Annotated in this window: 9 protein-coding genes; 1 reads left to right on the top strand and 8 read right to left on the bottom strand. The window is 73.9% G+C overall.

From position 1 onward, the window contains the following. Positions 1-47: 47 nt before the first annotated feature. Both Apa02nite_RS02240 and Apa02nite_RS02235 read right to left on the bottom strand, forming a co-directional pair. Positions 48-449 carry a roadblock/LC7 domain-containing protein gene (locus Apa02nite_RS02240; protein ID WP_203823591.1) on the bottom strand — a complete coding sequence of 134 codons (402 nt, stop codon included), beginning with the start codon at positions 447-449 and terminating at the stop codon, positions 48-50. Further along, complete coding sequence (locus Apa02nite_RS02235) at positions 449-790, bottom strand: hypothetical protein (protein WP_067697766.1); 342 nt, start codon at positions 788-790, stop codon at positions 449-451. Before Apa02nite_RS02235 ends, Apa02nite_RS02240 begins: the two co-directional genes overlap by 1 nt. A 343-nt stretch (positions 791-1,133) precedes the next feature. Here Apa02nite_RS02235 and Apa02nite_RS02230 point away from each other — a divergent pair, with 343 nt between their 5' ends. Beyond that, positions 1,134-2,048 carry a DUF5995 family protein gene (locus tag Apa02nite_RS02230; protein WP_203823590.1) on the top strand — a complete coding sequence of 305 codons (915 nt, stop codon included), beginning with the start codon at positions 1,134-1,136 and terminating at the stop codon, positions 2,046-2,048. A 15-nt stretch (positions 2,049-2,063) separates the two neighbouring features. Here the strand turns inward: Apa02nite_RS02230 and Apa02nite_RS02225 are convergent, their stop codons facing one another. From Apa02nite_RS02225 to Apa02nite_RS02200, 6 genes are all read right to left on the bottom strand, one after another. Further along, entirely contained in the window at positions 2,064-4,097 is a 2,034-nt protein-coding gene (locus Apa02nite_RS02225) for a helicase-associated domain-containing protein (RefSeq protein WP_203823589.1), read from the bottom strand. Positions 4,098-4,106: 9 nt separating this feature from the next. Then, positions 4,107-5,300, bottom strand: a complete 1,194-nt coding sequence (locus Apa02nite_RS02220; RefSeq protein WP_203823588.1) for a TIGR02679 family protein — start codon at positions 5,298-5,300, stop codon at positions 4,107-4,109. Further along, positions 5,293-9,435: a TIGR02680 family protein gene (locus tag Apa02nite_RS02215; RefSeq protein WP_203823587.1), complete on the bottom strand. Its 4,143-nt coding sequence runs from the start codon at positions 9,433-9,435 to the stop codon at positions 5,293-5,295. The genes Apa02nite_RS02220 and Apa02nite_RS02215 overlap by 8 nt, the downstream gene beginning before the upstream one ends. A gap of 22 nt (positions 9,436-9,457) precedes the next feature. Then, entirely contained in the window at positions 9,458-10,783 is a 1,326-nt protein-coding gene (locus tag Apa02nite_RS02210) for a DUF2398 family protein (RefSeq protein ID WP_203823586.1), read from the bottom strand. Further along, positions 10,780-12,357 carry a TIGR02677 family protein gene (locus tag Apa02nite_RS02205; RefSeq protein ID WP_203823585.1) on the bottom strand — a complete coding sequence of 526 codons (1,578 nt, stop codon included), beginning with the start codon at positions 12,355-12,357 and terminating at the stop codon, positions 10,780-10,782. The genes Apa02nite_RS02210 and Apa02nite_RS02205 overlap by 4 nt, the downstream gene beginning before the upstream one ends. Positions 12,358-12,435: 78 nt before the next feature. Then, on the bottom strand, positions 12,436-13,785 hold the full coding sequence (locus Apa02nite_RS02200; protein WP_203823584.1) for a DUF6880 family protein: 1,350 nt from the start codon (positions 13,783-13,785) through the stop codon (positions 12,436-12,438). Positions 13,786-13,832 lie beyond the last annotated feature (47 nt).

The raw sequence follows: 13,832 nt of genomic DNA, 5'->3' as shown, positions 1-13,832 counted from the left end.
CGACGACGCCCTCTGATCCGGAGCCGGATCAGAGGGCGTAAGCCGTTTCACATGTGGTGCGCGGGCCGGATCTTCAGCATGCCGGACAGCTTCGCGGTCACCGAGCGGGCTTCCAGGTGCAGCCGGGCGATGTTCAGACCACCCTCACCGATCACCACCAGCAGGGCCAGGTCCCCGATCGCGTAGACCGTCAGGTAGCCGTTCTGGTTGTGGATGGTGACGTCGGAGAAGCCGCCCTGCCCGAGAACCGCACCGGTCGTGCGGCTGATCCCGTGCGCGCCGGCCGCCAGCGCGGCGACGTCGTGCGGCTCCGTGCCGATGGTGGTGTCGTACAGCATGAGCAGGCCGTCCACACCGGCCACCACGCAGCCCGCGACGCCGGGCACCTGCAGGCGCAGCGTGGCGAGCTCAGCCAGGACGGAGGCGTCGAGATCCTCCTGGGTGGGCATCAGACGTCGAGTTCCGCTTCGATCCGGCGGAGCTGGTGGCGGGCCAGCCCCAGGTTGGCCCGGTCCTTGCGCAGCGACAGGTAGAGGAAGAACGACTCGCCGTTGCGCTTGTTCTGCAACAGGCGGATCAGGTGGTACTGGCTGTCCAGGGTGATCAGGATGTCCTCGATGCCGTCCTGCAGCCCGAGCATCCCGAGGGTGCGTACCTTGGCACGGATCACGTCGGTGTTGCCGGCCGCCGCGATGTTCATGTCCATGGTCGGGCCGCCGCCGAGCACGCCCAGGGTGAGCCCGCTGGTGTAGTCCACCAGAGCGACGCCGATAGCGCCCTCGATGGTCATCGCTTCCTTGAGCGCCGTCTCGATATTCACTGCACGTACTCCATTTCGACCGACATGATCAGGCGCTGCCAACAGTGACACGCGATATTTGCAAGGGCACTGAACCAAGCCAGGTCGGGCCGAAGATCCGGCGGCCGGTGGCCTGGATCGAGCCGGAAAGGGGCGCAACGAAGGATGGACATTTCCCGAACCGTCCGGCGGGGCGTCGCACCAGGGACGAGACAATTCGAGAACCGCCTACCGGGGCAATTATCCGAAATAACCGATAGGCGGGCTGATACGTCAGAGATCCGACGGCGCGGGGATGTTTCGCGTACGTCGGACGCGCGTCAGCATGGTGAACGTGACATTCGATCGAGTACGGGCGGAGTCCAGCGCCGAGCTGCTCGCCCAGGGCCGCAAGCGGCTGGCGCGTGCCGTGGCCACCACGGCGCACGACTGGTCGCCGGCCCAGCAGGAGATGCTCACCGCCGTCGAGAACGCGCCGGACGACATCGCCGGCGTGATCGAGCGGCTCAGGGTCGTACAAAAAATCCTTGATTCGCTGCCACCGAGCCCCGGGACCAATCGGGTCGCGGCGTTCAACACCCTCTACCTGACCATCACCGAGAAGGTCGCCGACAGCCTGACCACGCCGGAGTGCACCGACCCGGAGTGGCTGGAGACGCTCGACGTCGAGTTCGCCCGGCTCTACTTCCGGGCGCTCGGCGACTGGGGTGTCAGCGGCCGGAACCCGGCCGACGCCTGGGAAGTGCTGTTCCGCCGCGCCCACGACGACTCGATGACCGTGATGGACGCCGCGGTCCTCGGCGTCAACGCGCACATCAACCACGACCTGGCGCTCGCCGTGATCGCCACCTGGGAACGCCTCGGCTTCCCCGGCGACGGTCCGCAGCACCCGGACTACCTGCTGGTGAACCGGATCTTCTACCAGCAGATCCCGATCCTGCGCCGCCGGTTCGCCACCGCCTGGCAGCTCGAGATCGACCGCTGCGTCGGCGACCTGGACGACTGGAGCCAGAGCATCCTGGTCCGCGCGACCCGGGCCCTGGCCTGGGAGCAGGCCGAGATCCTCTGGCGCCTGCGGGACGACCCGGAGGACCTGGCACAGGCGCTGCTGGTGCTCGACCGGGTCTCCGCCTGTGCCGGGGAGACGCTGCTCAACGGCACCAGCCTGCTGCGGGTGGTGTGGCTGACCCTCACCGCGTGGTTCCGCGGTCTCCGGCGCCGGCTGCGCCCGGTCGCCGCCACCGCCTGATCACCAGCGGTCTGATCAGACCGCCGGTGCCCGGTGGCGGGGCAGGCGCTCGATCGCCGGGGTGCCGTCCGCGCGCACCCCGGCCGGGGCGAACCCGGCCGCCCGCAGCGCGGCCAGCGTCTCGGCCTGCGGTTTCGCGCTGGCCAGCACGGTCGGCGCGAGCCGGGTCAGCGCGAGCGCGCGCAGCGACTTGGTGTGCAGGATCTCGGTGAGCAGCGGCTCGTCGTCGCTGCACAGGCAGCAGGCCACCGGGCGTACCTGGACCCGGCCGTGCCGCCGCACGGTGTCCTCGATCAGGTAGGTCAGCGGCTGCGGGAACCGGCCGCCCTCGGCGACCTGGCGCAGCCGGGCCAGCAGGTCCGCGCCCTCGATCCCGGCGTCGACCGCCCGCAGCACGCTGGCCGGGGAGAACCGCCAGGTCCAGGCGCCGCTGCGGGACTCCGGATCGGCGGCGCTGTCGAGCAGCGCGAGCAGCGCCGCGGACGGGGTGCCGGTGGCGACCGCGGTGAGGTCGTTCTGCAGCAGGGCGGTGGCCCGGGTGGCCGGGACCATGGCGTCGGCCTGGGCTTCGAGGGCCGTGGCGGTCTCGTCGCCGGGCTCATCCGAGCCGGCCAGCAGGAGCCGGCACAGCACGGTCGGCGTGCCGTGGGCCAGCAGCCCGATCGCGTGGGCCTCGCGCCAGATCCCGGTCAGGAAGCGGCCGAGGTCGTACCCGGCCGCTTCGGCGAGCGCCGGGAGCCGCCAGGCGATCTGCCCGGCCATGTCGTCCGCGGTGACCGCCTGGCCCTCCGGCACCATCGCCACGACCGTCCGCAGCAGGGCCGTCCGCAACGCGGTCAGGAGCGCGTGCTCGTTCGCGTCCCAGTAGATCGCGCGTTCCGCCGGGTCACCGGGCCGTCCCGGCGCGAGCGGGCAGGCCGGCATCTCCAGCCACGTCTCGACGGCGTCCAGCAGTTGCCCGCCGGGCGCCATGGTGGCGTAGTCGTCATAGGCCTCGGACACCGTGACGGTGTCCTGCACCGCGATCAGCCCGCCGGCCGCGGCCAGTTCGAGGGTGAGCCGGGTGCGGTCCTCGGTGTGCCCGGCCGCCTTGACGATCCTGCGGAGCTCGCGGACACCCAGCCCGCCGGTCTTGAGGGTCGCGACCGGCGCCTTGCTGATCGTCTCCAGCACGGCGGTGACCGCCGCCAGGGTCTCGGTGGCCGCGGCGGCCGCGTCCCGGGCCACCGCCTGCGCCGCGACGGCGACGGCCGGCAGCGCGGGCGCCTCGCCGTCGAACGGCGCGTGGTAGTCGGCGCCACGCAGGGCCAGCGCCACCTCCCGGGGCATCCGGCCGCCGCTGCCCCAGCCGGCCTGGACCATGAGGCCGCGCTGGGTCGCCCACGGCGGGGCCGGCACGACACCGCCGTAGGCGAAGCCGTTGAACGTGTAGAGGTCCACGGGTTCCAGTGCCACGTCCTGCAACCGCCGGCGGACCTCGGCCGGCGCGTGCGCGACCACCCCCCGCACGTTGTCCGGAATCGACAACCACGCGGTCAGCGCGGCCACCACGTCGCCCTTCAACCGCCCGGCGGTCACCCCGAGATCCTGCGCCATCTCCCGCAGCTGCGCGGTGGCCAGCCCGTTGAGCATCTCGGCGGCCCCGGCACCGAGACCGAGCGGGTTCGGCCACATCACGTCGAGATGCCCGGCGGCGAAACCGTCACCGATCGGCCAGATCAGGGTTCGCTCGGACAGGTGCGCGACCGTCGTGCGCAAGGCCGCGTCATTTTCCGGTACGCCGAGGAGCGCGGCCAGCCGGTCCATCGTCCAGCCGTCGCCGAGCGCCGTGACGGCCTCGGCCACCTGCAACCCGGGCAACGTCAGCACCGAGCAGGTGAGCTCGATCGCCTCGCCGTCCAGCAGCCGCTCGGCCCGTTTCGCCGGGGTGCGGGGCGCCGGGGCGGCGGTGAGTTCCGGCCGGACCGCGGTCAGCTCGGCGAGCTGCCGGGCGGACAGGCCTGTCAGGTGGGTGATGAGCGCCGCGCGGGACGCCTCGGAAACCGGCACCCGCAGAATTTACGCGACCGCCCCGGGCGAGCGCCCGCACAGGTCGTCCGCGAGCGTGTCGATCAGCCGTTCCTCCATCACCGACCGGCCCTCCCGGGTCATCAGCTCGCCCAGCGCGGGGTCCCACGGTGTCACCGCGACCGCGCCGAGCAGGCCCGGACCCGTACCCGCGGCGCCCGCGTAGTCGGCGGCGCCCATCCGCCACGGCATCGCCGACGGGTACCGGGCCAGCGCCGACCCGGTCAGCCGCACCCCGGTCCAGTCGAAGTCGTTGCGCCAGCGGATCACCGTGCCCGGCCCGGCGGCGCCGAGCAGCAGGTGCACCGCCGCCGACGGCACACCCTCGGTGCAGACCAGCGGCGCGGTGGCCCGCCCGGTCACCGCGCGCAGCACCGCCGGGTTCTCACAGACGAAGATCTCCGGTACGGCCAGCACCGGCGGTGTCAGCCGCAACTGGTGCAGGGTGACCCGGAACGGCACGTGCGCCGCCGCGGCCCCGGTCAGCCACTCGCCGAGCAGGCCGCCGCCGGCCGGCAGGTTCAGCACCAGCACCTGACTGGCCAGGTCGTCGGGCACCACCCCGGCCAGCTCCCACAGCGCCCGTTCCTGCTCCGCGCCGGCCGGGATCGGCACCTGGTGCCAGCCGGCCAGCGCGCGCAGCACCAGTCCGCGTACCGGGCCGTCGGTGAGGGCCTTGGTGTCGCCGAGCACCCGTTCGGCGAAGACCGGCATCGGCTCGCCGGCTGCCGGCAGCGCGTCCAGTACCGCCACCACGGCGGGCAGCGGCAGTCCGGCCCGGACGATCCGGGTCAGCGTGCCGTCCCGGCGCAGCGATGCCACGAAGTCGAGATACCAGGGCTGGGCGGCGTGCCGGCTCTCCCCCGCGAGAGACAGCGCCGCGTCCCGGCCGACCGCCTCGCGGGCGCGTTCCCCCGGCCGGTCCCGGAACGGGCCGACCGTCTCGGCCAGGCCGGCGCCGTGTGCCGCGCGCAGGAACGCGTCCAGTTCGGCGAGCCGCACGGTGACCCGGGCGACCCCGGCCGGCCGGTGCACCCCGGTCACCCCGATGACGACGCGGCGTTCGGCCTCGTCGGGCGCGGCGAGCGAGACCGAGCCGGCCAGGCTGCCGCCGGTGCGTTCCAGGCTGCGCCGGGCCGCGGCGAGCAACCGCTGCCAGCCCGGTTCGGCGCCCGGGTCAGGCATCGGCGGGCACCCGGCGGGTCTCCGGCGAGCCGAGCGCGCGGGCCAGGGTACCGTCGAAGTCGGCGACGTTCATCGTGCCGTCCCAGACCAGCAGCACCGTGGAGACGGTGTGCTCGACAGTGGAGTGCGACAGGTCGTAGTGGGCGCAACCGGTCACCGCGGGATGGGTGGCCCACAGGTCGTACCCGGTCATGAACAGGTCCAGGTCGAACTGCTTCGCGAGGGACATCAGCTCGCCGCGGCCGTTGTCGTCGACGCCCGCGAACGCCTCGTCCAGCCCGAGCAGCCGCGGCGCGTCCGGGCGGGCCGAGCCGAACAGCGCGTTCGCGGCGGCGAACAGCGGCAGGTGCAGCGACACCGACTGCTCGCCACCGGAGAGCTGGCTGTGCCGGGCCCGGGTCAGCGGCTCGGTGGTGCCACCCGGGCGGTGCAGGGTGAACGCGAACACCCGCCACTGCCGGTAGTCGAGCACCTCGGCCAGCAACTCCCGGTACGGCTTCTCCGCCGCCTGCGCCCGGGCCGCCTTGATCCGGGTCGCGAAGTGCCGCCGCAGCATGGTCAGCTGCGCCGGGCCGAGCCGCGCCGGGTCCCGTTCCAGCAGCTTGCAGACCTCGCGCTGGTCCGGGTCGAGGTCGTCGGCGAGCCGCCAGCCGACCCCGACGGTCAGCCCGGACGACATCCGCCGGGCCCGCATCTGGGTGTCCATCGCGTCGACCAGGTCCCGTGCCTCGATCGTCCGGCGGTGGATCTGCCCGGCCAGCTGACCGAGCAGTGCGTCCTCGAAGACCCGCTGTTCCGCTTCGGTCAGCAACTGCTCCTGGTCGCGGCGTTCACCCGCGATCCGTTCCGCGAAGTGCGCGACCGGGGTCATCCCCTGCTCGTCGGCGACCCGGACCACGATCACGCCCTCGTCGGTGTCCCACTCCGGCCGGTGGTCGAGCCCGGCCGCCGGCAGCTGCGCCTGCAACTCGGTGAGCGCGCCGGTCAGCCGGGTCGCGGACTGCTTCAGCGAGGACTCGGTCGGGCTCAGCTCGCGGGTCGCGGTCAGCACCGCCTCGTGCAGCGCCACCACCGCCGGGTCAAGATCCAGATCCGCGAGGCCGGCGGTGGGCCACCGCAGGTGCGGCGGGCAGCGCATCAGCCCCAGAAGATCAGCTTGAGCGTACGGGCGCAGCCGCACCGCCTCCCGTGCCGTCTCCGCGGCCGCCTCCGCCACGGCCTGCTCACCGAGCTCCACCCGGGCGGTCGCGCCGGCCTTCTCCTGCAGCGCCACGCTCTGTGCGGCCTGGGCGTCCCGCAGCGCGGACTCGGCCACCGTCACGGCCTGCTCGGTGTCCTTGACCTCGGCCAGGATCTGGGTCGCCTCGGCACCGATCGCCGCCGCGAGGGTGCGCAGCTCCTCGTCCTTCTCGCCGTGCCGCTGCCGGCTCTCCCGGGCGGTCCGCGCGGCGGACTCGGCCCGCTCCTCGGCCTCGGCGTGGCGCTCGGCGGCCTCGTCGGCGAGGACGGCCGCCCGCTCCGCGGTCTCGTAGGCGTGCGTGAGTTCGAGACCGAACCTGTCGAACCGGTCCAGCGCCGCCGCGGTCTGCTCGACCCGGTCGACCGGGAGTGATCGTTCGGCGACCGCCCGGCGCAGCGCGGCTCCGGCCGACGCCTGCTCGGCGACCGCGCTGTCGAGGCGGCCGGCTGCCTCGGACGCGGCTTCCCGTCGTACCCGGAGCAGTGTCGCGGCCCGGTCCACCAGCCTCTCGGCCTGATGGATCGCGGTGCGCGGCGGCAACGCCGCGCCCGCGGCGGCGACCTCGGCCAGCATGCCCCGCCGCGCCTGCCGGACCGCCTCGACCCGCGCGATCTCGGTGTCCAGGTCGGCGATCCGCTCGTCGCAGGCGGCGATCCGGGCCGCGCGCCGGGCGGCCCGGGCGGTCGCGCCGATGTACTCGCAGCGGTCCTTGACGAACCGGCCGACGCCGCTGCCCTGCGCCCAGCGCCCGTCACCGGCCACCCCGGACGCCCCGGTGAGCGCGCCGAGCGCGATCCCGCTCAGGATCTCGGTGATCCGCGCGGTCGGCACCATCTCCTGATCCTCCGGGACCAGCACGGTCGCGAGCGTGGCGCCGCCGATCGGCGGCGCCGCCTGGTCCGCGGCCTTTTCCCCGGCCGGAGGTGTGGGCTGCCCGCCGGTCGTGCGCAGGAATGCGTCCTGTGCGCCCCGGCCGAGCGCGGTCTCGGTGTCCGTGTCCGCCGGGTGAACCCAGGCGTCGAGCAGACCCGCCGCGTGCAGAGCGGCTTCGATGCCCGCTGCCTCGGCGTCCGGAATGCCGTCGGCGAACCGGACCAACCGCCAGAACGGCGCGCCGGAGCGGCCGGTTCGCGGTGCCGGCCGGGTCGGTGAGGCCGGCGGGGCGTCGTCGTGTTCGGCGGCGATCGCGGCCCGCTCCGCCGCCACCTCGTCCCGCTCGCGGCCTCGCCGGTCTGCCTCGGCGCCGAGCGCGGCGACCTCGTCGCGGATCGCCGCGACCGGGACCGCGACCTGCTCGGTGTAGAGATCGCGCAGCGAGATCGCGTCGCCGGTCCGGCTGTCGTCCGGTCCGGCCGGGCGCGCCGGTTCCGGGGCGGCGTCCGGTTCGGTGAGCGTCGCCGCCAGCTGCTCCGGCAGATGTGGCAGGTCCAGATCGGTCAGCAGGGCGGTGTGCTGGACGCCCCAGGCACGCACCGCGGCGGCGGTTTCCCGCCGGGCCACGCCCAGCGCCTCGGCCGCGCCCCGCTCCGCGGTGATCGCGTCGTCCACGGCGGCCCGGGCGTCGCGGTCCGCGTCGGCGGACCGCACGTGGTCCCGCTCCGCCTCGGCGAGCCGATCCGCGAGCCCCCGCACCGCCCGCACGTCGGCGCGGCGGGTCTCGGACCGGGCGGCCAGGCGGGTGGCCAGCCCGTCCGGCGCGGCGTCCGCGGTGTGCCAGTCGAGGCCGCCGGACTCCGCCTCGGCCGCGAGGGCGGCGGCGATCCGCCCGGTCCGGGCCCGGCCGTCCTGCGCCGCTGTCGCCGCCTTGACCGATTCGGACTGTCGTTTCCCGGCGGTCGCCCGTTCGCCGTCGGCCAGCTCGTCGGCGTCGCGGGCGGCCTTCGCCAGGTCGGTGACGTGCCGCTCCAGGTCGGCGAGCTGCTCGTGCGAGCGGTAGGCGGCCGAGCCCTTGAGTCGTTCCAGGTGCGCGCGCAGCCGGCCGGGTTCCCCCTCGGCGGCGCGCAGCCGCTCGGTGGCCTCGCCGGCCCGCTGCTGCGCGCCCTCCGCCGCATGCCGGGCCGCTTCCAGGGTCGCGTGGCGTTCCGCGGCCGCGTCCCGGCGTGCGGTGAGCGCGTCCGCGGCGGCGCGCGCGTGGGTCCGCAGGTAGGTGGCGTAGACCCCGAGGAACGCGCCGGTCGCGGCGTCCGCCGCGATCAACCCCTCGAGGGTACGGGCCACCGCCTCCATGTCGTCGAACGAGCGCGCCGCCTCGACCAGCAGCTGGTCCTCCACCGGCCGCAGGCCCCGCTGCAGGGTGCGGGACAGCTCCACCGGGTTGAGATCCTTCGCCAGCTGCGGCTTGCGCAACGTCAGCACCAGGTCCAGCAGCTGCTCGTAGCGGGCCGGGCCGAGCTGGAACAGCCGCGCGTCGACCAGGTGCCGGTACTCCTCGGCCGAGTCGCGGACCGCCTCCGCGCCGAGCCGGTCGATCAGGTCACGGCGGGACACCGGCCGGTCGTCCGCGTCCAGCAGCGACAGGTCCACGCCGACCCGGCCGTCCGCGACGAAGTGCCAGCGGGTCACCCGGTCGTTGTGCCGGTGCGCCCGCAGCCCGATCCCGATCGTCACGAACGACGCGCCGTCGCCGAACTCCATCCACACGTACGCGTACGCGGAGTCCTGCCCCCGGTAGAGCAGGTTCGACTTCATCGTCCGGTCCTCGCCGGCGAACGGGTTCAGCCGGCGCGGCTCGATCCGCCCGTCCAGCACGAACGGGAACAGCACCTCGAGGGCCTTCGTCTTGCCGGAGCCGTTCGGCCCGCGCAGCACCAGCCAGCCGTCGACGAACAGGAACTCCTCGTCCCGGTAGTCCCACAGGTTGATGATCCCGGCCCGGGTGGGTGCGAAGCGTGCCACGTGCGTCCTTCGTTCGACGGTCTCAGAAGAGCGTGCGCTGTTTGACCTGCGCGACCGTGCTGCGGTACCGGCCGATCAACGGGCGGGCCAGCACCCCGCCGGGGACCACCACGACCGCGTCGAAACGGACGAGCAGGGCCACCGCCTCGGTGCGCAGGCGCTCCGGATCCGCGTGCCAGGCGGTACCGAACGCCGACCCGTACGCCGACAGCACCTCGGCCGTCGCCTCCCGCAGGAAACTGTCGGTGATCAGGGGCAGTCTCCGCTGATCGGTCTCGTCCGGATCGCCGGCCGGGTCCACCGGGTCCGGCTCGTCGAGCAGCAGCGGGACGCCGGCCGGCAGACCCGCGTCGATCTGCCCGGCCAGCTTGGCCCGTACCTCACCCGGGTCCGGCATCGGCATCCGGCGCGCCTTGCGACCGTCCGGGTCGGACACCCGCTCGGCGATCGCGACCGCGAGCAGCACCGCGGCCTGCGCCACCGACCCGGTGCCCGGGAACCGTTCGGACGACCAGCCGGCCGTGTCGACGAGCAGCACACCCTCGGCCCGGCGTTCCAGGCGCAGGCCGGTCAGCCGCTGCAGGTCGGCGGCGAGCGTCTGCCCGCGCAGATGGTTGCCGACCTCGACCGGCACGTCGTCGAAGTAGACCACCGGGCGCTCCAGCACGGCCCGCCGGGCGGCCTGCGCCGCGGCCCGCCGCTCGGCGTTGCCGCTGCTGATCGGCGACCGTTCCAGCAGCGCGCCGACCGAGTCGATGTGCTGCAGCACGCGCGGCGGGCGGAACAGCGCGAACACCGCGTCGCGGGCGACGTCGTAGAGCGCCTCGCCGGCGCCCGGGTCACTGGCCCAGGCCGAGCTGGACCCGTCGGCGAGCCGCAGCACGCCGCGTTCCTCGAGCCAGGCGACCGCGTCGACGAACGCGCGCCGGTCCGCGCCGACGTCCGGGTCCAGGCCCAGCCCGGTGATCCGGTTCGCGTCACCGCCGACCGACTCGGCGAGCTCGCTCAGGGTGATCTGGATGCCCGCCCGGCCCAGCGTGCCCAGGCACAACGACAGGTACGCGTAGCGCTGGCGGTCGAACGGGCGGCCGGTCCGGGACACCGCGCCGCGGTCCGGGTCGAGCCGGTCGGCGGTGCGGACCAGGCGGGCGGTGGCGCCGTGCAGCTCCAGCCGGTAGCCGAACGCCTCGGACAGGTCGGTGCGCAGTTCGGCGGCGAACCGGCGGACGCGGGGGAGGGCCTTCTCGTCCGGGAACGTGGCGGTGATCAGCGGGTGGCGCAGCACCAGGCGGACGGCGCGCTGGTAGTCGGCGATCTCCAGGTCGGCGACGTCGGCGGCGAACCTCATGCGGTGACGGCTTCCGCCGGGCGACGGGCCGTGGTGTGCTCGGCAGTGGTCACCGTCAGTTCGTAGCCGTCCAGGTGCAGGCGGCCCGCGTCGGTGGTGACCGTGCTGAAGCGGCCCGGGCACGGGTGCAACGTCAGGCGTACGCCGAAAGCCGCCGCGGCCAACGGCGCATCCCGGCGGCCGGCCGCCCGCGCCGAGAGGGCGATGTCCAGCAGCCGGCGCAGCGCGGCGGTCTGGTCGTTGCTCAGGTTGCTGTCCTTCTCCCCGGTCAATCCCTGGTGTTCGACAAGGCCCGCCGCGGCCTCGGTCTGGCGGCGTTCGTCGGCCAGCTGCCGCTCCCGCAGCACCCGCCGCGGCGCCTCGGACCGGTCGATCCGGGCCGGTCGCCCGTTGCCCTGCCCGGGCATCCGCCCGGACTGCACCAGCGACCGGGACAACTCCACGGCCGGCGCCTCCCACCAGGACAACCGGCTCGCGATCGCCTCCGGATCCGGGTACGCCACCCCGGCGTGCCGGGGCGCGCCCAGCCCGAACACCACCTCGAACAGCGCGTGCGCGGCCTCCGCCGACCCGGCGCCGGTGAACCAGGCGGCCAGGTGCCGCAACTGCGACTCCCGGCTCACCCCGCCCCGGCGCGCCTCGGTCACCCGGCGCAGCAGCGCGAGGACGTCCCCGATCGCCGCCATCGTCGCCCCGGACAGCCGTTCCGCCTCGCTCGGCACGTCGGTGCTCGGCGCGAGCCACGACCGCAGCCCCTGCCATCGCCGCGCCCAGTCGCTGATCCGCTCGGCCGGCGTCGCGAACAGCCGCTCGTCGGCCTCCGCGGCCGCCTCGATCATCCGGTCGAGACCGGTCGCCTCGACCTCGTGCACGGCCTCGCGCAGCCGCGGCGTGTACCGCTGCAACTCGTCGTGGAAGTCCCGCAGGTGCACCAGCAGCGCATCCTTGTGGGCGAGGAACACCTCGGGCCGGATGTCGTGGGTCCGGCCCAGGTCACCGAGCATGTGATAGAACCGCGCGGCCCGTTCGGCGACGTCGGCGAGCGCCCGGTCGAGGCGGTTGAGCTTGCGGTAGACCTCTTCGGCGTCGCCGCTCTCGTTGGCGTCCCTGAGCGCCTTGAGGTCGGCGAGCAGGTCCGCGAAGACCAGCCGGGAGAGGGTGCTGTCCTCGATCCCGGCGGCCAGGACACTCTCGACGGCCCGGTGCGCGCGGTAGCCGGCCTCGGTGAACTGGTAGACGGAGTGCCGGTTGCGGTACTCGGCGAGGGTCGCGGCCCGGGTGCCGTCCTGACCGCGGTCGAGTACACCCCAGTCGACGAGCGCGTCCAGCAGCCGGGCGAGCTCCAGAGTGGCCGGATCGGGGCATTCGGCGTGGGCCGCGCTGAGCCCGGCCAGGGCGGCGTGCACATCGGAGGTGTGCAGCACGACCTGGTAGCTGGTGCGGGCGGCCTCGAAGGCGCGCAACAGCCAGAGATACGCGAGCCGGTTGTCCGCGTTGACGTAGCTGAACAGCCGCAGCCGATCATCGACCCCGAAGTCGTCGAGACCGAACGACCCACTCCGCTGCCCGGCCATCCCACCCCTCCCGAAGATCTTCAACCCACCCTATCCACCCTTCCTCGTCGCACCTTCGTCAATACCCCGGGCGGGTGATCACAGGCCGGCGCGGGCCAGGGTCGCGAGGAAGGTGGTCTTGCGGGCGTGCGTCTCCTTGACGCCGGCGAGGAAGGCCGGGTAGTCGCGGCCGGCTCGCTCGTGCAGGTCACGGAGGTCGGCCAGCAGGCGCGCGGCCTCGGCGTACCCCTTCTTGTCCTTGCGGTCGACAGCGGCCTCGACCCGGTGGGCGAAGGCCGGGATCGCATCCGCAGGATGCGTCTTCGCGCGTTCCTCGGCGACCTGATACAGCTTCCCGGTGCTGCACTGGTACTTCCCGGCGGCCGCCCACGCGGCGTCGACGTCTCCGCCGTCCAGCAGGATCTGGACCAGCGCATCGGCGTGGTAGCCGCCGTGCGCCGCGCGGCCGTGCAGGTGGGTGTTGGCGCGTTCGGCCACCTCGGTCAGCGTTCCGGCGCGTTCGGCCGCGTCGAGCAGGGCACGGTGACCGGGGCTGTCCGGGCGTTCGGCGAACAGCATCCACCGGACCTCGGCGGCCGCGGCGTCGTCGCCTTCGCCGGTGAGCAACTCGGCGAGCAGCAGATCGATGCGGTGATCGCGCTGGTCCGCCTCGGCCAGCCCGCGCCGCAGCCAGGCGATGGCCTCCACCGGCCGCCCGGCGTCCCGGAGCACCTCGCCGATCTGGACGTACCGATAGGCCTGCGGCAGCTCCTCGGCATACACCGCGACCAGGGCGTCCGGGTCCTTCGCGATCGCTTTCAGGTACTCCTCGCGCAGGTGCCGCACGGCCCACTGGCCGGCGGATCCGAGCCGCGTTCCGGCGAGGTCGGTGAGGTGCTGCCAGTACACCGCCAGGCCGCTCTCCCCGAGCCCGTCGGCGAAGTCGCCGATCGGAACCTCCGGCCACCCCGGCCCGTTGACCTGGAAATCGATCATCCAGGTGGCGAGCTCGGCCGGGTCGGCGGGCGGTGCGGCCCGGCACGCCTTCGCATAGCCGGCGACGGCCCGGCGGATCGCGTCCCCGATCATCCCGGAGGAGTCGTCGGCCTGCTCGGTCGTCTTGGTCAGGTGCTGGATGGCCGTGCGGTAGAGCGGCCCGATCTCCTGCGGGGACTGCGCGGCCGCCACGTCGAGGGCGTCCAGCACCTCGCCGGCTTTGCGCGCGTAGTCGAAGCTGCGCCCGTACGAAAGAAATCCGCGACCACGCAGGGCGCCGAGCACCCGCCGTAATTCCTTGACGTCGGGGGTGCCGTGGGTGGCGGCCCGCAGCGTCAGCGTCCGCCGCAACCCCGGATCGGCCTCGACCAGCTCCATCACCAGCTCGACGAGGGCGTCCGGCCCGATCGCGCGCAGATAGTCCCGGAGATCTGCTTTCGGTGCCTTGACCATGGACCCATTCCACCATCCGGGTGGGGCTCAGGCCGAGTGCGGACTGC

The sequence above is a fragment of the Actinoplanes palleronii genome, assembly GCF_016862315.1.
Taxonomy (GTDB): Bacteria; Actinomycetota; Actinomycetes; order Mycobacteriales; family Micromonosporaceae; genus Actinoplanes; species Actinoplanes palleronii.
Note: the sequence above shows the minus strand (reverse complement) of the source record. Positions and strands in the feature narration are given on the sequence as shown.